This window comes from Amycolatopsis sp. NPDC114505 (assembly GCF_055633615.1).
Genome location: NZ_JBVKDV010000004.1, coordinates 33,294 through 51,515 on the forward strand (window position 1 = coordinate 33,294; position 18,222 = coordinate 51,515).

The window sequence follows — 18,222 nt, forward strand, 5'->3', positions numbered from 1 at the left end:
CATGAGACTGCGCCGCACCCTGCCCGTCGTCGCCGGGCTGGCCCTGCTGGCCGGCTGCGCGCCCACCCAGTCCGCGCCCGCGGGCTCCGGCGGGGACGAGAAGACCGGCACCGTCCGGGTCTGGCTGTTCGACGAGGCCAACCGCGCGCCGAAGGAGGCCGCGGTCAAGGACGCCATCACCGAGTTCAAGGCCGCGCACCAGGGCGTCGAGGTCGACGTCCAGTGGGTGCCGGTCGAAGGCCGCGCCGACAAGTTCTCCGGCGCCTTCACCGACCAGGCCAGCGCCCCGGACGCCGCCGAGTTCGGCAACACCGACGTCTCCAGCTACGCCGCCACCGGCGCCCTCGCCGACCTGACCGGCGACCTCGCGTCGTGGAGCGAGGGCAAGGACCTGATCCCGACCGTCGTCGACACCGCGAAGTCCGGCGGCAAGACCTACGGACTGCCCTGGTACACCGGCATCCGCGCGTTGTACTACCGCACCGACGTCTTCACCGAGCTCGGTCTCAAGCCGCCGACGACGCTCTCGGAGCTCACCGAAGACGCCCGGAAGATCCGCGCCGCCAAGCCGGACCTCTACGGCATCTCCGTCGGCGGCAAGTACACCTACGCGATGCTCCCGTTCCTCTGGGCCAACGGCGGTGAGCTGGCGCAGGAGACCGACGGCAAGTGGAAGTCCGCCGTCACCGGCGAGCAGGCCAAGGCCGGCGTGACGCAGTACGCGAACCTGCTCAAGGACGACATCTGCCCGCCCGCGCAGTGCGCGAACCTGACCGGCACGCAGAGCGTCACCGCGTTCGCCGGCGGCAAGGCCGGGATGACCATCGGCGGCGACTTCAACCGCAAGGCCGTCGAGCAGGGCGCGGTCAAGGGCAAGTACGCCGTCGTCCCGATCCCGGGCACGGCCGCGGGCAGCGTCGCGCCCGCGTTCGCCGGCGGCAACCTCCTCGGCGTCTTCAACGCCTCCAAGCACCGCGGCCTGGCGCTCGAGTTCATCGAGCTGCTCGGCGGCGCGAAGTACCAGGAGAAGATGTACACGGCGATGGGGAACCTGCCGACGCTGAGCACCGTGCAGCAGAAGCTCGCCGCGAACGACCCGTTCCTCAAGCCGTTCGTGGACACCCTGAAGGCGGGCACGAAGTTCGTCCCGGCGACGCCGGCGTGGTCGAAGATCGACAGCCAGAACGTGCTGCCCACGGCCGTCCAGCAGATCGCGACCGGCGGCAAGGACCCGGCCGCCGCACTGACCGACGCGGCCGCGGCGATGGACAAGGCCTTCGGGTAGTGGTGACCGTCCAGGAAGCCCCTTCCGTCACGGCCCCCGCCCGGCGGCCGCGGCGGAAGGGGGACGGCCGGGCCGCCGCGCTCTACCTCGCCCCGGCGGGCATCCTGCTCGCGGCGATGCTGGCCTACCCGATCTACCAGCTGATCCTCATCTCGTTCTACGACTACGGCCAGCCCCAGGCCGCGGGCAACGCACCACTGGTGTTCCTCGGCTTCGCGAACTACACCGACCTGCTGTCCCAGGTGCAGTTCTGGACCGTGCTCGGCAACACGGTCGGGTTCGCCGCGGCCTGCGTCCTCGGTTCGCTCGTGCTCGGCACCGGGCTCGCGGTGCTGGCTTCGCGCGTGCGTTCGCTCCCCCGGACGCTGCTGTTCCTGGCCGCGCTCGGCGCGTGGTCGACCCCGGCGATCGCCGGCTCCTACGTCTGGCTCTTCCTCTTCGACACGGACTTCGGCCTGGTCAACGAGGTGCTCTCGGGGGTCGGGCTGCCGTTCGAGCACCACTCGTGGACCTTCGGCACGGTCGGCGCGTTCGGGCTGGTCGCCGCCGAGGTGATCTGGTGCTCGTTCCCGTTCGTGCTGGTCACGATGTACGCCGGGATCAAGGGCGTCCCCGACGAGGTGCTCGAAGCCGCGTCGCTCGACGGCGCGTCGGTGTGGCGGACCAGCTGGTCGATCGTGCTGCCGATGGTGCGGCCGCTGCTGATGATCGCGACCGTCCAGTCGATCATCTGGGACTTCAAGGTGTTCACCCAGATCTACGTGATGACCAACGGCGGCGGGGTCGCCGGCCGCAACCTGGTCCTCAACGTCTATGCGTACCAACAGGCTTTCGCCGGGCAGGAGTACGGCCTCGGCTCGGCGATCGGAGTCGTCATGACGCTGTTGCTGCTGTCGATCACCGGGCTGTACGTCCGGTCGCAGCGCCGGAGCGCGGCATGGTTGTGAAGCGTCCCGGTCGGCTGATCGCCGAGGTCATCACCGTCGTGATCGCCGGGATCGTCGCCTTCCCGCTGTACTGGATGCTGCTCTCGGCGTTCAAGCCGCCGGGCGAGATCCAGTCGGCGAACCCGAAGCCGTGGACGTTCAGCCCGTCGTTCGACAGCTTCCAGCGCGTGCTGACGGTGTCCGGCTTCGGGCGGTTCTTCGTGAACAGCCTGGTGGTCGCGCTGGTCGTCGTGGTGTTGTCGCTGCTGCTGTCGTTCCTCTCGGCGGTGGCGCTGACGCGGTTCTCGTTCAAGGGCCGGACCGTGCTGCTGGTGATGATCCTGGTCGCGCAGATGGTGCCGGTGGAGGCGCTGACCATCCCGCTGTTCTTCCTGATGCGCCAGATCGGCGGCGTCGCGCCGGCGTTCGGGCTCAACGAGCTGGGCTCGCTGGTGCTGGTGCACCTGGCGTTCAGCCTGCCGTTCGCGATCTGGATGCTGCGCGGGTTCGTCGCCGCGGTGCCGGTGGAGCTCGAAGAGGCCGCGAAGCTCGATGGCGCGTCCCGCATGCGGTTCACCTGGCAGATCCTGTTCCCGCTGGTGGCGCCCGGGCTGGTCGCGGTGAGCGTGCTCGCGTTCATCCACGCCTGGAACGACTTCCTCTTCGCCAAGACGTTCATCATCTCCAAGACCGAGAACCAGACGCTGCCCCAGGCGATCCTGGTGTTCTTCAAACCCGAGGACACCGACTGGGGCGCGGTCATGGCGTCTTCGACGCTGATGACCATCCCGGTCCTGGTGTTCTTCATTCTCGTCCAACGACGGCTGGTGTCCGGGATGGCCGGCGCCGTGAAGGGCTGACATGTCTTTCGATACCTTGCTCCCCCGCCCGGTTTCCGTGACACCCGGCGCGGGTTCGTGCCCGTGGCCGTCCACTGTGGACGTCCAGGCCGCGTCTTTGCCGGCCGAGGGCTACCGGCTGGAGATCTCTCCATCCGGGGTCGTGCTGCACTGCGGTGATCTTGCCGGGGAGGTTTACGGACGGCAGACGCTGCGGCAGCTAGCCGGGCCTTCCGCTTTTCGGGCGGCTTCTTTCGGCGAAGCGTTGTCGCTGCCGTGCGGTGTCGTCGAGGACCACCCGCGGTTCGGCTGGCGCGGGTGCCTGCTCGACGTCGCCCGGCACTACCGGACCAAGGCCGAGGTGCTGCGGTTCGTCGACCTGCTGGCCGCGCACAAGCTGAACGTGCTCAACCTGCACCTGACCGACGACCAGGGCTGGCGCTTCGAGGTCCCCGCGTATCCGGGGCTGACGTCGGTGGGCGGCTGGCGGCCGTCGTCGATGACGGGCAGCGGGGGCGAACAGGACGGCCGTCCGCACGGTGGCTTCTACACCGGCGAGGACCTGCGGGAGATCGTCGCTTACGCGGCGGCGCGCGCGATCACCGTGGTGCCGGAGATCGACATCCCCGGCCACGCCCGGGCGGCGCTGGCGGCCTATCCCTCGCTGGGGACTTCGCCGTCGTATGAGGTCTGGACCGGTTGGGGCATCAGCACTTCCCTGCTCGACCCGTCGGAGTCCACTTTGGACTTCTTCCGGACCGTGTTCGACCACCTGCTGGAGATCTTCCCGTCTCAGGTGATCGCGCTGGGCGGCGACGAAACGCCGGGCGCGACCGACGAGCACCGCACGTTCGTCCGGCTGCTCGCCGAGCACCTGGTGTCGCGCGGCCGCACGCCGATGGGCTGGGACGAGGTCCTCGACATCCCGGACCTGCCCCCGATGGTGATCGGCTCGTGGCAGAACGAAGAGGCGGGCGTCCGCGCCGCTTCGGAAGGGCACGACGTCGTGATGTGCCCGGAGCAGCACGTCTACCTGGACCACCGGCAGTCGTCGCACCCGGACGAGCCGATCCCGGTCGGCATGGTGCACACCCTGGAAGACGTGTACGCGTACGAGCCGGCGCTCACCGGAGAGCGGCTGCGCGGGGTGCAGGCGCAGGTGTGGAGCGAGCACCTCGACAGCGTGCGGCGCGTCGACTACATGGCCTTCCCGCGGCTGTCGGCGTTCGCCGAGGTGGCGTGGAGCGGCGGAACCCGGGACTACGCCGAGTTCCTGCCGCGCCTGCGCGACCACCACCTGCCCCGGCTGGACGCCCTCGGCGTCGAGTACCGGCCGCTGGACGGGCCACTCCCCTGGCAGACCCGGCCCGGGGTCCCGGGCCGGCCGCGCTGATCAGGGCAGCAGCGTCACCGTGAACGACCGCGTCGGGCCCACGTTGCCCGCCGCGTCGATCGAGCGGTACTCGACGCGGTGGCGGCCGTAACCCGGGGTGCGGTCGCTGAACGGGGACACCGTGAGCCCGCCCGAACCGAGGTTGCCGTACGCCAGGCCGTCGATCTCCGTGCCGCGCGGCGTGAACAGGTACGGCGCGTTCGGGTCCGTGGGCCAGCCGTAGTACTTGTGCCAGCCGTCGCCGTCCACGCGGAACTCCGGCATTCCGTCCGGTGACGTCAGCCGCATCGTGAACGAGCCGTGGAACACCGTGCCCGGTGGCAGTTCCGCCGTGGTCGTCGGGCCCGTGGCGTCCACCGTCCAGGTCAGCGTGGTGCCGCCGGTGGTCGCGGTGAGCCGGTGCGTTCCGCGGGACTCGTCGAGCGCGAAGTCCGGGCCGCTGCCGGCCGGCCGGCCGTCAAGGGCCCAGCGGACCGGCGGGACGGACCCCGTCGGCTCCCCGGTTTCGACGTAGACGACGTCGTGCCCGCCGACCGGCGCGGCGGTGGACGTCGATCCCTCCACTGCCGGGCCGCCGGTGGGCGGGGTGACGACCGAGGTGTCGACCGTCCACGTGCGCGTCGCCGTGGGCCGGACGGCCGGGTCGCGGACGAACGGCGTCGGGTCGGTCACCGTCGCCGTCAGCGCGTGTTTGCCCGGCTTCACGTGGGCTTGGCGCAGGTCGAGGGAGTCGGAGCCGCGCACAGGGACGCCGTCGAGGGTCCAGGTGACGTCGAGGCGGTGGCTGACCGGGTGCATCGGGCGCACCCACACGACCCGGTCGGCGCCGACCGTGCCGGCCGGGGTGCCGCCGGCGATCAGCGGGACCTTCGCCGAGATCCGCTGGGTCATCCGCTCGCGGCCGACCTGGTCGAACGCGTAGCCGAGGGTCTTCATCATCGAGTGCGCACTCGGCCGCCAGACGCCGGTCTGGGTGTAGAGGCCGCCTTCGTACCGGCCGAGCCGGCCGCCGGACTCGCTGGGCTCGCCCAGCCACCGGTACCACTTCGCGTGCTGGTCCCGCATCTGCTTCTCGGTCAGCAGCGTGTGGTGGATCGAGTCGGGCTCGCCACCTTCGTAGGCACCGCCCGGGACGTTGCGGGCGTAGTAGTCGTACTCGTCGTCGAGGCCGCCGAGCGAGTGGCCCAGCTCGTGCGGCGAGATGAGCGCGGAAAGCGCGTTGCCACCGGACGCCGTCGCGTACGCGCCGCCCGCGCCGCCGTAGGTGTCGCTGTTGGCGAGGGCGAGGATCTGCCGGTTGGCCCGGGTGGTGCCGGGCACGAGGTCGGCGTACCGCTGCGCGGCGTCGTCGTCGACAGTCAACAGCCGCTGGACGCTCTGGGCGTTGCAGCCGCCCCAGAACCCCATGTTCAGCGGGGTGTCCTTCTTCGGCGCGTCGAGCGAAGGGTCACAGTCCACACCGGACTCGGGCGAGGCGATCGACACGGCGTAGACGTTGAAGTAGCTGCGGTAGGACTTGAACGGCTCGAGCGACCACAGGGTGCTGACGTGCCGCTGGACGTCGGCGAAGAACTTCGGCTGTTCGGCGGCGGTGTACCCGTCCCCGAGGACGACGAGGTTGAACCGCTGAGCGGCGGGCCCGCTCACTTGGACGTCGGTGACACTCGCGGCCGGCTCGTCGGCGTAGGCCGGCGTGGCGATTCCGACGACGATCAGCAGCGCTGCGAAGAACCCGGCCCACTTCGACATGGTCCGGTTCTACCGCAACGGAAACACCCCCGGAACCGCCGGAAGTCGGAGGCTCGCGGTATAGGGCGTTATACGCGGGTGAGCCGGTACCAGACCTCGGGCCGGCCGACCTGGCCGTAGTGCGGCTCGCGGTGTGCCATCCCGTTGTCCGCCAGGTACTCCAGGTACCGCCTCGCCGTCACCCGGGACGCTCCGATCGCGCTCGCCGCCGCTCCCGCGGACAGGCCTTCCGCGGCTCCCGACAGCGCGTCCGTGATCGCCTCCAGGGTCTGGACGCTCATCCCCTTCGGCAGCGGGGGCTGCTCCGTCGTGCGCAGCGCCCCCAGTGCCCGGTCGATCTCGGCCTGGCCCGTCACCTCGCCCGACGCGTCGCGGAACTCGCGATAGCGCTCCAGCTTTTCGCGCAGTGTCGCGAACGTGAACGGCTTCAGCAGGTACTGCACCACCCCCACCGACACCGCCGCCTTCACCAGGCCGAGGTCGCGCGCCGACGTCACCGCGATGACGTCGATCGGGAGGCCCGCCGCGCGCAAGGAGCGGCACACCGCCAGACCGTGGGTGTCGGGCAGGTAGAAGTCCAGCAGCACCAGGTCGACCGGCTCGCGTTCGCAGAACCGCAGGGCGTCGCCGCCGGAATGGACGACGCCCGCCACCGAAAACCCGGACAGCCGCTCGACGTAGACGCGGTGCGCCTCGGCGGCCACCGGCTCGTCCTCCACCACCAGCACCCGGATCACCGGTCCGCCTCCTGTCGCGGCAGGCGCACGGTGAACACCGCGCCCCGGTCCCGTCCGACGTCCACGGTGCCGCCGTAGCGGCGCACCGCCTGCCCGACCAGTGCGAGGCCGAGCCCGTGGCCGTCTTCGGCCTTCGTCGACCAGCCGCGGCGGAAGACGTCCACGTCCTCGGGGACGCCGGGTCCGGTGTCGGCGACGCGCAGCAGCAGCTCCCCGGGCCCGGAGCGGGCGGTGACGACCACCGCGGGCTTGCCGGTGCCGCGCACGGCCGCGTCGATGCCGTTGTCGATCAGGTTGCCGAGGATGGTCACCAGGTCGCGGGACGCGACGCCGAGCGAGATGTCGTCGATCACCGTGTCCGGCGTGATCGTCAGCTCGACGCCGCGCTCGCTCGCCTCCGCGGCCTTGCCCAGCAGCAGCGCGGCGAGCACCGGCTCGGCCACGGCGCCGACGACGCGGTCGGTCAGCTCCTGGGCGAGCGCGAGCTCGGCCGTCGCGAACTCGACGGCCTGCTCCGGCTGCCCGATCTCCACCAGGGAAACGACGGTGTGCAGCCGGTTCGCCGCCTCGTGCGCCTGCGACCGCAGTGCCTCGGCGAGGCCGCGGGCGGTGGTCAGCTCACCGGTCAGCGTCTGCAGCTCCGTGTGGTCGCGCAGGACGACGACGGTGCCCTGCGAGCGGCCGCCCGAGCGGACCACCGACGTGCTGACCAGCAACACGCGCGAGTCCGTCAGGTGCAGCTCTTCGGCGCGGTTCTCGGCCGACCCGAACGCTTCGACCAGCTCGGCCGGCAGGCCCAGCGACGTCAGCTCGCGCCCGACCGGCTCGGCGTCGAGGCCGAGGAGGGCGCGCGCGCCGTCGTTGCACAGGCCGATGCGCCCGTCGCGGCCGACGAGCAGCACGCCCTCACGGACCGAGTGCAGCACGGCTTCGTGGTACTCGAACAGGTTGCTCAGCTCGTCCGGCGCGACCCCGCGCGTCTGGCGGCGCAGCCGGGCGCTGATCAGCCAGCCGCCCAGCGCCCCGACCACCAGCACCCCGGCGGCGACGCCGAACAGCGGCCAGAGCCGCTCGCGCAGCTCGGCCGAGATCGCCGCGACGATGATCCCGACGGCGACCAGCGCGACCACCCGCTGCCCCGGCCCGAACACCGGGACGACCGTGCGCACCGACGGGCCGAGCGAGCCGGTGTAGGTCTCGGTGTACTGCTGCCCGCGCTGCGCCTGCTCGATCGTGCCGATGTAGTGCTGGCCGATCAGCGCCGGGTTCGGGTGGGTGTAGCGGATCCCGGCCGGGCTCATGATCGTGATGAAGTCGACGCCGGTGTCCGCCTGCACCCGGACCGCGAACGGCTGCAGCGTCACACTGGGGTTCGGGGTCGCCGCGGCCGCCGCGACGGTCGGCGCGTCGGCCACCGCCGAGGCGATCGCGCGGACCTGGTCGCGCGCGTTCTCGTCCACCGCCCGCGACGCGTCCAGGTAGGCGAACGTGATCCCGGCGCCGGCGAGCACGCAGAGCACCACCAGCTGCAGCACGAGCAGCTGGCGCGCCAGGCTCCAGCGGGACGACGTCGCGGACACCTCCTCATACCAGCACACCGGCAGGCGGCTGTCCGAACAGGACGGGGCGATCATCGCGCGAACTCAATGAACACAAGTGAGCCGGGTCACCCGAATGCCCCTACAGTGTGCCGCAACCTGGAACACCCCTGAGCTGGAGGCAACGGTGCCGACCCCACCGACAACCGACGAGACCCCGCGTCGGCGGGACAAGACCCACTACCTGTACCTGGCCGTGATCGTCGCGGTCGTGCTCGGGATCCTGGTGGGCTTCCTGTTCCCCGGCTTCGCCAAGGGCCTCAAGCCCCTCGGCGACGGCTTCGTCAACCTGATCAAGATGATGATCACGCCCATCATCTTCTGCACCATCGTCATCGGCGTCGGCTCGGTCGCGAAGGCGGCCAAGGTGGGCCGGGTCGGTCTGATGGCGTTGTTCTACTTCATCATCATGTCGACGTTCGCACTGGCGATCGGCCTGGTCGTCGGCAACATCCTGCACCCGGGCACCGGCCTGCACCTGAACCCGGCCGACGTGAAGAGCGTCCAGAAGTCCGCCGGTGGCGCCGAAGCCCCGGTCGACTTCATCCTCGGCATCATCCCGAAGACGCTCGTCTCCGCCTTCACCGAAGGCGAGGTCCTGCAGACCCTGCTGGTCGCGCTGCTCGTCGGGTTCGCGCTGCAGAAGCTGGGTCCGACCGGCGCTCCGATCCTACGCGGCATCGAGCACATCCAGCGCCTGGTGTTCCGCATCCTCGCCATGATCATGTGGGCCGCCCCGATCGGCGCGTTCGGCGCCATCGCCGCGGTGGTCGGCGCGACCGGCTGGGCCGCGTTGAAGAGCCTCGCGGTGATCATGATCGGGTTCTACGTCACCTGCCTGCTGTTCGTGTTCGTCGTGCTCGGCCTGGTCCTGTGGCTCGGCGCCCGCGTCAACATCTGGCACCTGCTGCGCTACCTCGGCCGCGAGTTCCTGCTGATCCTGTCGACGTCGTCGTCGGAGTCGGCGCTGCCGCGGCTGATCGCGAAGATGGAGCACGTCGGCGTCAGCAAGTCGGTCGTCGGCATCACCGTGCCGACCGGGTACTCGTTCAACCTGGACGGCACCGCGATCTACCTGACCATGGCGACATTGTTCATCGCCGCGGCCCAGGACGAGCCGCTCTCGCTCGGCTCGCAGATCGGCCTGCTGGTGTTCATGATCATCGCGTCGAAGGGCGCGGCCGGCGTCAGCGGCTCGGGCATCGCCACCCTGGCGAGCGGCCTGCAGTCGCACCGGCCGGAACTGGTCAACGGCGTCGGCTTCATCCTCGGCATCGACCGGTTCATGTCCGAGGCCCGCGCGCTGACCAACTTCGCCGGCAACGCCGTCGCGACCGTCCTCATCGGAAACTGGACGAAGGAGTTCGACCGCGAGAAGGCCGAACGGGTCTTCGCCGGGCAGGAACCCTTCGACGAGGCCACCATGCTCGACGAGCACAGCCCCGCGGCCGGCACCGACGACATGGACGAGACCAGCCCGCAACCCGCCCGGTAACACCAAAACGTTCGTGCTCACGCCCCCGCTGAGCACGAGCCACGCGGGCCGCTGTGCGAGTTCCCCGACTTCGCGCAGCGGCCCGTTTCCACGTCCGCGTCAGCAGGCGGCATGGCCGTCGTAGACGACGCGCGCGGCGGCGATGTCTTCGCGGTGCCGCTCCGCCCAGCCGAGCAGGCCGCTCAGCGACTGGTACAGCTCCTTCGCCATCGGCGTGGCTTCGTACTCCACGCGCGGCGGGACCGTCGGGTAGATCGTGCGCTCCAGCAGGCCGTCGCGCTCGAGGTTGCGCAGCGTCAGGGTCAGCATCCGGCGGCTGATCCCGTTGACCGCACGTTCCAGCTCGGTGAAGCGCACGGGGCCGCGGATGGCCTCCAGGAGGATGCCGATCGCCCACTTGCCGCTGATCCGGTTGATGACCTCCAGCACCGTGCAGACGTCGAGTTTCTCCGGGTCGATCTCGGTGACCTGGACAGGTACACCGATGTTCCCCTGGGACATGAAAGTGCCTCCTTACGAGCGCACCCATGGTCACACATGATGGGCACTGTTACAAGAAGTGCCCTGGCAACGACCAGGGGGAACGCTCGACTGGAGGGTCTGCTGTGCCGTTCGACACCAACGTGGCCGAGAACCATCCCACCCGCTCCCGCGGCCTCGCCCTGGCGGTGCTGTGCGCCGCCTCGCTGATGGTCGTGCTCGACAGCAGCATCGTCGCGGTGGCGCTGCCCGCCATCCAGGCCGACCTCGGCTTCACCGCCGCCGGGCTCGCCTGGGTCGTCACGGCGTACCTGGTCGCCTTCGGCGGCCTGCTGCTGATCTCCGGCCGGCTCGGCGACCTGCTCGGGCGCCGCCGCGTCTTTCTCGGCGGGCTCGGCCTGTTCACGGCGGCGTCGCTCGTCGCGGGACTGGCTCCGGACGCCGGCGTGCTCGTCGTTTCGCGGTTCGCGCAGGGGGTCGGCGGCGCGCTCGCGTCGGCCGTCGTGCTCGGCATGATCGTCACGATGTACCCCGAGCCGGGACCCCGCGCGAAGGCGATCGGGGTGTACAGCTTCACGCAGGCCGCGGGCGCGTCGATCGGGCTCATCGCGGGCGGCGCGCTGACGCAGGCGCTGAGCTGGCACTGGACGTTCTACGTCAACCTGCCGATCGGCGTGGTCGCGCTGGTGCTGGCGGTCCGGGTGCTCGAAGCCGACCGCGGCCCGGGCCTGCGGGCCGGCCTGGACGTCCTCGGCGCGGTGCTGGTCACCGCGGCGGTGATGCTCGGCGTGTACGGGATTTCGTCCTACGCCTGGGGTGCGGTGGTCGCCGCCGCCGCGCTGCTGGCCGCGTTCGTGGTGCGGCAGGCGAAGGCGCGCACGCCGCTACTGCCGCTGCGGCTGTTCCGGATCCGCGCGGTCACCGGCGCGAACGTGGTGATGGTGCTGATGGTCGCCGGGATGCTGGGCTTCCAGTTCGTCACGGCGTTGTACCTGCAGCAGGTGCTGGGCCTCGACGCGCTGCGCACCGGCGTCGCGTTCCTGCCGGTGCCGCTGGTGATCGCGGTGGCGTCGCTGGGCTTCGCCGACAAGCTGGCCGCGCGGTTCGGGGCACCGGCGGTGCTGCTGTCCGGGCTGGGCCTGGTGATCGTGGGGTTGCTGCTGCTGACGCAGGTGTCCGGCAGCTACTTCACCGGCGTCCTGCCGCCGCTGCTGGTGATGGGCCTCGGCGCGGGCGTGGCGATCCCGGCGCTGATGGGGCTGGCGATGTCGGACGTCGCCGACGCCGACGCGGGCGTGGCATCCGGCCTGATCAACACGACCCAGCAGGTGGGTGCGGCGATCGGCACGGCGGTCCTGGCGGCGGTGGCCGCGTCCCGCACGGCGAGTCTGGGCTCGCTCGGCCACCGCGAAGCACTGGCGTCCGGCTTCCGGCTGGCGTACGGCGTCAGCGCGGGCTTCCTGATCGCCGCGGTGACGCTGGGAGCGGTGGTCCTGGCCCGCCGCCCCCGCCCGGCCGCCACGCCTGCCCCGGAGGTCTGCGTGGCCGGCCGGCCGTGAGTGAAGGGTCGACACGCGTGATCAGAGGGTCGACACGCGTGATCCGGGGGGTCGACACGGCTTCCCCGACCGTGTCGACTCCGCAATCACGCGTGTCGACCCTTCACTCACGCTAGTTGGCGCTTCGATCACGCCAGGTAGGCCGAAAGGCCGCGGTGGCCCCGCCGCATCATCAGCGCGTGGTTGGCGCGGAAGAGCGGCCGGGCCACCGCGTCGAGCCGCCGCAGCAGCTCCTTGCGAGCCTGGACGTCCTGGGTGATCCGCAGGAGCGTGCCCGCGCCCGCCGCGCGGACCGCTCCCGCCAGTACCCCGTCCAGGTCGCCGCTCAACCGGACCCGCATGAGGCCCGCCCGTTCGTCCTGGTGTTCCCGGTGCATCCGGACCACCAAGCGGAACGGGAGCCGGGACCGGCAGATCAGCTCGGCGGTGTCGTCGTCCACCCGGCGCACCGTGCGGACGTCCGACCACCACCGCGGGTAGCCGGCGAGGTCGGTGACCGCGTCGAACACCCGATCGGGCGCGGTACCGGGCAGCAGCCACGTGCTGCTGAACCGGTAGCGCGCGCCCGTCATACCTGGGCCGAGACCAGCTTCCGGCCGTCCACCGTGACGATGTCGACCGACTTCACGTCGTCAGGCGCCACCAGAGCGGAACCGTCGAGCGAGAAGCCCGAACTCTCCCACTTCTCGGACACCTTCCAGCTGCCGGCGGTGACCGCCTGGCCTTCCTTCGTGACGACCTGCAGGAGGCACTGCTCCCCGGCCTTGACGCCCTTCACGGCGACGTTCACCCGGACCCAGCCCTGGAAGGGGCTCACCGACGCGGCCAGCTGCACACCGGTCGTCGGATCACGCCCTTCGACGCTCTTCGTGCCGGGCACATCGGTCGGCGGCGCGGGGATCGCGAGGGGCTCGCTTCCCCCACCCGTCTGCCGGCCGACCAGGACTCCGCCACCGAGCGCCGCCACCACCAGCACCGCCGCCGCGACCAGGGCGAGGCCCCGGCGTGACGTCGTGCGGCCCGAAGAGCGGACCGGCAGTGCTTCTTCTTCGTCGCGCACCCGGCGCAGGGTCTTCTGCAGCAGCAGATCCCCGCCCTCGGGCGGCCCGTCGAGGAACGCCTCGGGCGGTACCTCGTCGAGCGACTCGCGCAGAGCCACGAGCTCGTTCAGGTCGAACCGGCACTGCGCGCAGGTCTGCAGGTGCCGCCGCTCGAAGTCGGCCGCCTCCCCGGGATCGAGCGCGCCGAGGGCGTACGCGCCGAGCTGCGTGTGACTCTCATCGACCGCGTTCATCGCGCCACCTCCGTTCCGCTCGAAATCATCGCTGCTCTCAATGCTCTCAGTGCGTAGTACGACCTTGATTTCACGGTACCCGGTGCGACGCCGAGTGTTCTCGCCGCTTCGGCCACCGTCCGTCCCCGGTAGTAGATCTCCACCAGGACCTCTCGGTGCTCGTTAGAAAGACCGTCCATCGCGCCGAGCACCGTCATCGAGTCGACCACGCCCTGGGCGTGATCGCGCTCGACGGCCGGCGTCGGCGCGCCTTCGGCCGGTTCGGCCACCTCCTGTGGCCGGGCCGCCCGGGCACGTGCCCGGTCGGTGACCAGGTTGCGCGCGACGGTCAGCAACCAGCCGCGCACCGAGCCCTTCCCGTCGTTCTGCAGGTCGTCCGCGTGTTTCCACGCTCGGACCAGCGTCTCCTGGACCACGTCCTCGGCTGCCGCCCGATCACCGGTCAGCCTCGTCGCGTAGGCCAGCAGGCTCCGGCCGTGTTCGGCGTAAAGCTGCCGAATCAGGTCCTCGCCTTTGGCCTTCTTAGGCCGCCTGCCTCCTATGGCCACCCTCGTCCTCCCGACGGTGTTCTGAGTCGTCGAGGACAGTAGTGCAACCCTCAGCTCCACCGGCGGTGCGTGCGCCGAGCGCAGCGCGACCATGGTGTTCATCGGCTGCCCGTCCTTCCTCGTGCTGCCCGGAATCCGTCGGTTTCAGTAGCCGGAGCCACCGGCCGCGGGCTGTGCCGCGGTGATCTTGCTGCCGTCCGGGGCGACGGCGAACCAGGTGCCGTTGGCGCCCTGGCCGTTCATCTGCCCGGGGGCCTTGTCGCCCGAGAACTCGTAGAGCGCCCAGCCGTTGAGCGTGAGCTGCTTGCTGCCGTCCGGCCGCGCCAGCGTGCCGACCTGGCTGTCCTGGATGCCCTGGAGCATCGGCGAGGTCTCCCCGGCCAGCGCCGGCGGCCAGGTCGTGGCGCACTCGGCCTCGCAGTGGGACATCGGCGGCGTGGCCATGTCCTTGTCGAACCGGTAGAGCGTCTTGCCCGCGGCGTCGGTGACGACCGTCCCGACCCCCGCCACCTCCGTGGCGGCCAGCATCACGTGTCCGGGCTGCCCGTGCTCCGGGTTCCCGCCCCCGGCGGAGGCCATGTCGCCACAGGCCGACAAGGGGGCGACGACGGCGATCGCGGCGGCACACAAACTGGCCGTCCGGATACGGTTCATGGCGTTTCTCTCCTCGGTGAGGGCGGCACCGCCGTCCGGCGGACCTCGACACCTGAGACACGGACGGTTGCGGGAAACGGTTCAGCGGGCTTTCGCGCGGTTCGGTGCCGGTCCGGGGCCGGATTGGTGCGTTCCGGTGATCGGCACGACCTTGTCGCCGTGCGGGCGGGTTCCTAAGCTGATCACGATCGCCGCCGCCCCCGCTTCACCCGGGAGCCGCCGTGTCCGTGAAACCCCTGCTCTGCGTGGCGCTGCTGGCCGCGGGCTGTGCCACCGCCGCGCCGGCGCCCTCGTTCACCGCTTCGCTGACGTCACCGACCGACGTGCTGTTGACGTGGCCGGACGACGAGGCCGGCCACCGCGTCGAGTACGCGAACGACCCCGCCGGGCCGTGGACGACGCTGCGGTTCCTCCCCGCCCACACGACGAGCTACCACCACCCGGACCTGATCCCCCGGACGCCGTTCTACTACCGGGAGCAGCCGTTCACCGGCCCGGTGACGACCGAGCTGCACGAAGTGACGTCCGGCGACACAGTGACGTTCACGTGGGCCGACCGCACGAGCGACGAAGCCGGGTTCCTCCTGGAGATCCGGCGGCCGGGCACGCCGGACTTCGACCCGGTCGAGGTGACCGACCCGGACACGACGACGTGCACCTTGTCCGTGCTCCCCGGCGAGGCGGGCTCGGCCTACCGGCTCCGGGCCCTGCACTACGGCCCGCTCTCCCCGGTGGTCCACCAGACCACCGGGGAGGAGCGGTGAGCCGCTATTCGGCCGTGAGGACGGTGCGCAGGAACTCGCCCGTGTAGCTCTCCTCGACGCTCGCGATGTGCTCCGGCGTGCCCTCGGCGACGATCGTGCCGCCGCCGTTGCCGCCTTCGGGGCCCATGTCGATGATCCAGTCGGACGTCTTGATCACGTCGAGGTTGTGCTCGATCACGATCACCGAGTTGCCCTTGTCGACCAGCCCGTTGATCACGCCGATCAGCTTGTTGATGTCCTCGAAGTGCAGGCCGGTCGTCGGCTCGTCGAGGATGTACACCGTCTTGCCGGTCGAGCGCTTCTGCAGCTCGCTGGCCAGCTTGACGCGCTGCGCCTCGCCGCCCGAGAGCGTCGGCGCGGGCTGGCCGAGCCGGACGTAGCCGAGGCCGACGTCCACCAGCGTCTGCAGGTGGCGGTGGATGGCCTTGATCGGCTCGAAGAACTCCGCGGCCTCCTCGATGGGCATGTCGAGCACGTCCGAGACGGTCTTGCCCTTGTAGTGCACCTCGAGGGTTTCCCGGTTGTACCGCGCGCCCTTGCAGACCTCGCAGGGGACGTAGACGTCCGGCAGGAAGTTCATCTCGATCTTGATCGTGCCGTCGCCGGCGCACGCCTCGCAGCGGCCGCCCTTGACGTTGAACGAGAACCGGCCCTGCTGGTAGCCGCGGACCTTCGCCTCGGTCGTCGCGGCGAACAGCTTCCGCACGTGGTCCCAGACGCCGGTGTAGGTGGCCGGGTTGGAGCGCGGGGTCCGCCCGATCGGCGACTGGTCGACGCGCACCAGCTTGTCGACGTTGCCGAGGCCGTTGACCCGGGTGTGGCGGCCCGGCACCTGGCGGGCGCCGTTGAGCTTGTTCGCCAGCACCGTCGCCAGGATGTCGTTCACCAGCGTCGACTTGCCCGAGCCCGAGACGCCGGTGACCGAGACCAGCGCGCCGAGCGGGAACGAGACGTCCAGCCCGCGCAGGTTGTGCTCGCGCGCGCCCACGACGGTCAGCTGCCGCTTCTTGTCGATCGGCCGCCGGATCGCCGGGATCTCGATCCGCCGCCGCCCGGACAGGTACTGCCCGGTGATCGACTCCTTGCTCTTGAGCAGCTTCTTGTACGGTCCACTGTGGACGATGTGGCCGCCGTGCTCGCCCGCGCCCGGGCCGATGTCGACCACCCAGTCGCTCGAGCGGATCGTGTCTTCGTCGTGCTCGACGACGATCAGCGTGTTGCCCAGGTTCCGCAGCCGCGTCAGCGTCTCGATCAGGCGGTGGTTGTCGCGCTGGTGCAGGCCGATCGACGGCTCGTCGAGCACGTACAGCACGCCGACCAGGCCCGAACCGATCTGCGTCGCGAGCCGGATCCGCTGCGCTTCACCACCCGAAAGAGTGGCCGACGCGCGGTCGAGCGAGAGGTACGTCAGGCCGACGTCGAGCAGGAAGCGCAGGCGGGCCTGGATCTCCTTGAGCACCGCGCCGGCGATCATCGACTCGCGCTGCCCGAGCTCCAGCTCGTCGAGGAACTGCGACGCCTCGGCGATGGACAGCGCGCAGACCTCGGCGATCGACATGTCACCGCGGGACTTGTGCTGCAGCGTGACGGCCAGGATCTCCGGCTTGAGCCGCGTGCCCTGGCAGGCCGGGCACGGCACCTCGCGCATGTAGCCCTCGTACCGCTCGCGCATGTACTCGGACTCGGTCTGCTCCTGGCGCCGCTCGAGGAACGGGATGACGCCCTCGAAGGCCGCGTAGTACGACCGCTGGCGGCCGTAGCGGTTCTTGTAGCGGACGTGCACCTGCTCGTCGACGCCGTGCAGGACGGCCTTCTGGGCCCGCGCGGGCAGCCGGCGCCACGGCGTGTCCATCCGGAAGCCGATGGTCTCCGACAGCGACTCCAGCAGCCGGATGAAGTAGTCCGCGCTCTGCCCGCCCGACCACGGCGCGATCGCACCCTCGCCCAGCGACAGCTCGTCGTCCGGGACCACCAGCTCCGGGTCGACCTCCTTGCGGATGCCGATGCCGGTGCACTCGGGACAGGCGCCGTAGGGCGAGTTGAACGAGAACGAGCGGGGCTCGAGGTCCTCGATCGCCAGGGGGTGGCCGTTGGGGCAGGCCAGGTTCTCGGAGAAGCCGCGGATCCGGTGCGGGTCGTTCTCGGGCAGGTCGACGAACTCGAGCTCGATGAGCCCGTCGGCCAGCCGCAGCGCCGTCTCGACCGAGTCGGTGAGCCGCTGGCGCGAAGACGACTTCACGCTCAGCCGGTCGATGACCACGCCGATCTGGTGCTTTTCCTGCTTCTTCAGCTTCGGCGGGTCGGTCAGCGCGTGGACCGTCCCGTCGACGACCACGCGCGCGTAGCCCTGCTGCTGCAGGTTCTCGAACAGGTCGACGTACTCGCCCTTGCGCCCGCGCACCACCGGCGCGAGCACCTGGAAGCGGACGCCTTCGTCCATCTCCAGCACCTGGTCGACGATCTGCTGCGGGGTCTGCTTGCTGATCGGCTCGCCGCACTTGGGGCAGTGCGCCTTGCCGGCCCGCGCGTAGAGCAGCCGCAGGTAGTCGTAGACCTCGGTGATCGTGCCCACGGTCGAGCGCGGGTTGCGGGAAGTCGACTTCTGGTCGATCGACACCGCGGGCGAGAGGCCCTCGATGAAGTCGACGTCCGGCTTGTCCATCTGCCCCAGGAACTGGCGGGCGTACGCCGAGAGCGACTCGACGTAGCGGCGCTGCCCTTCGGCGAAGATGGTGTCGAAGGCGAGGCTCGACTTCCCGGACCCGGACAGACCGGTGAATACGATCAGGCTGTCGCGGGGCAGGTCGAGATCCACGCCGCGGAGGTTGTGCTCGCGGGCACCGCGAACAACGAGGCGATCAGCCACGCCAGGGTCCCTTCAGTGTCATTCTCAGCTGCGGT

Annotated in this window: 16 protein-coding genes; 7 read left to right on the top strand and 9 right to left on the bottom strand. The window is 70.5% G+C overall.

The features are described 5' to 3' along the window. The first annotated feature begins 1 nt into the window (after position 1). Genes ACZ7OU_RS38355 through ACZ7OU_RS38370 form a run of 4 tightly spaced genes read left to right on the top strand, consistent with a single transcriptional unit; the run spans position 2 to position 4,443 of the window. The gene (locus ACZ7OU_RS38355) at positions 2–1,285 is read left to right on the top strand and encodes an extracellular solute-binding protein (RefSeq protein WP_470259069.1); all 1,284 of its coding nucleotides are present in this window, start codon (positions 2–4) and stop codon (positions 1,283–1,285) included. Beyond that, a complete protein-coding gene (locus tag ACZ7OU_RS38360) occupies positions 1,285–2,232 on the top strand; it encodes a carbohydrate ABC transporter permease (protein ID WP_470259070.1) in 948 nt (315 codons plus the stop codon). Before ACZ7OU_RS38355 ends, ACZ7OU_RS38360 begins: the two co-directional genes overlap by 1 nt. Next, positions 2,223–3,071, top strand: a complete 849-nt coding sequence (locus ACZ7OU_RS38365; RefSeq protein ID WP_470259071.1) for a carbohydrate ABC transporter permease — start codon at positions 2,223–2,225, stop codon at positions 3,069–3,071. The genes ACZ7OU_RS38360 and ACZ7OU_RS38365 overlap by 10 nt, the downstream gene beginning before the upstream one ends. A gap of 1 nt (position 3,072) precedes the next feature. Next, positions 3,073–4,443, top strand: coding sequence for a beta-N-acetylhexosaminidase (locus ACZ7OU_RS38370; protein WP_470259072.1), 1,371 nt, complete (start codon positions 3,073–3,075; stop codon positions 4,441–4,443). Here ACZ7OU_RS38370 and ACZ7OU_RS38375 read toward each other — a convergent pair whose 3' ends face one another. The 3 genes from ACZ7OU_RS38375 to ACZ7OU_RS38385 form a co-directional block, all read right to left on the bottom strand. Further along, complete coding sequence (locus ACZ7OU_RS38375) at positions 4,444–6,192, bottom strand: M64 family metallopeptidase (protein WP_470259073.1); 1,749 nt, start codon at positions 6,190–6,192, stop codon at positions 4,444–4,446. A gap of 68 nt (positions 6,193–6,260) precedes the next feature. Next, positions 6,261–6,929: a response regulator gene (locus ACZ7OU_RS38380; protein ID WP_284750118.1), complete on the bottom strand. Its 669-nt coding sequence runs from the start codon at positions 6,927–6,929 to the stop codon at positions 6,261–6,263. After that, entirely contained in the window at positions 6,926–8,563 is a 1,638-nt protein-coding gene (locus tag ACZ7OU_RS38385; protein WP_470259074.1) for a sensor histidine kinase, read from the bottom strand. Before ACZ7OU_RS38385 ends, ACZ7OU_RS38380 begins: the two co-directional genes overlap by 4 nt. Before the next feature lie 91 nt (positions 8,564–8,654). Here ACZ7OU_RS38385 and ACZ7OU_RS38390 point away from each other — a divergent pair, with 91 nt between their 5' ends. Further along, positions 8,655–10,022 (top strand): cation:dicarboxylate symporter family transporter, encoded by a 1,368-nt coding sequence (locus ACZ7OU_RS38390; RefSeq protein ID WP_470246441.1) that lies wholly within the window; start codon positions 8,655–8,657, stop codon positions 10,020–10,022. A 99-nt stretch (positions 10,023–10,121) separates the two neighbouring features. Here ACZ7OU_RS38390 and ACZ7OU_RS38395 read toward each other — a convergent pair whose 3' ends face one another. Beyond that, on the bottom strand, positions 10,122–10,523 hold the full coding sequence (locus ACZ7OU_RS38395) for a winged helix-turn-helix transcriptional regulator (protein ID WP_285479989.1): 402 nt from the start codon (positions 10,521–10,523) through the stop codon (positions 10,122–10,124). Between the two features lie 122 nt (positions 10,524–10,645). Between ACZ7OU_RS38395 and ACZ7OU_RS38400 the strand changes: the two genes are divergently transcribed. After that, the gene (locus ACZ7OU_RS38400) at positions 10,646–12,061 is read left to right on the top strand and encodes an MFS transporter (protein ID WP_470259670.1); all 1,416 of its coding nucleotides are present in this window, start codon (positions 10,646–10,648) and stop codon (positions 12,059–12,061) included. Between the two features lie 128 nt (positions 12,062–12,189). On the opposite strand, the gene ACZ7OU_RS38405 is transcribed toward ACZ7OU_RS38400, so the two are convergent. The 4 genes from ACZ7OU_RS38405 to ACZ7OU_RS38420 all read right to left on the bottom strand — a co-directional run bounded on the left by ACZ7OU_RS38405 (position 12,190) and on the right by ACZ7OU_RS38420 (position 14,557). Then, positions 12,190–12,633: an SRPBCC family protein gene (locus ACZ7OU_RS38405; RefSeq protein ID WP_470246439.1), complete on the bottom strand. Its 444-nt coding sequence runs from the start codon at positions 12,631–12,633 to the stop codon at positions 12,190–12,192. Next, positions 12,630–13,355: an anti-sigma factor family protein gene (locus ACZ7OU_RS38410; RefSeq protein ID WP_470259075.1), complete on the bottom strand. Its 726-nt coding sequence runs from the start codon at positions 13,353–13,355 to the stop codon at positions 12,630–12,632. The genes ACZ7OU_RS38405 and ACZ7OU_RS38410 overlap by 4 nt, the downstream gene beginning before the upstream one ends. Beyond that, complete coding sequence (locus ACZ7OU_RS38415) at positions 13,352–13,903, bottom strand: sigma-70 family RNA polymerase sigma factor (RefSeq protein ID WP_410597193.1); 552 nt, start codon at positions 13,901–13,903, stop codon at positions 13,352–13,354. Before ACZ7OU_RS38415 ends, ACZ7OU_RS38410 begins: the two co-directional genes overlap by 4 nt. A gap of 144 nt (positions 13,904–14,047) precedes the next feature. Beyond that, a complete protein-coding gene (locus tag ACZ7OU_RS38420) occupies positions 14,048–14,557 on the bottom strand; it encodes a hypothetical protein (RefSeq protein ID WP_470246437.1) in 510 nt (169 codons plus the stop codon). A 221-nt stretch (positions 14,558–14,778) separates the two neighbouring features. Between ACZ7OU_RS38420 and ACZ7OU_RS38425 the strand changes: the two genes are divergently transcribed. After that, the gene (locus ACZ7OU_RS38425) at positions 14,779–15,321 is read left to right on the top strand and encodes a fibronectin type III domain-containing protein (RefSeq protein WP_470259076.1); all 543 of its coding nucleotides are present in this window, start codon (positions 14,779–14,781) and stop codon (positions 15,319–15,321) included. Between the two features lie 4 nt (positions 15,322–15,325). On the opposite strand, the gene uvrA is transcribed toward ACZ7OU_RS38425, so the two are convergent. Beyond that, the gene (uvrA, locus tag ACZ7OU_RS38430; protein ID WP_470259077.1) at positions 15,326–18,187 is read right to left on the bottom strand and encodes an excinuclease ABC subunit UvrA; all 2,862 of its coding nucleotides are present in this window, start codon (positions 18,185–18,187) and stop codon (positions 15,326–15,328) included. Positions 18,188–18,222 lie beyond the last annotated feature (35 nt).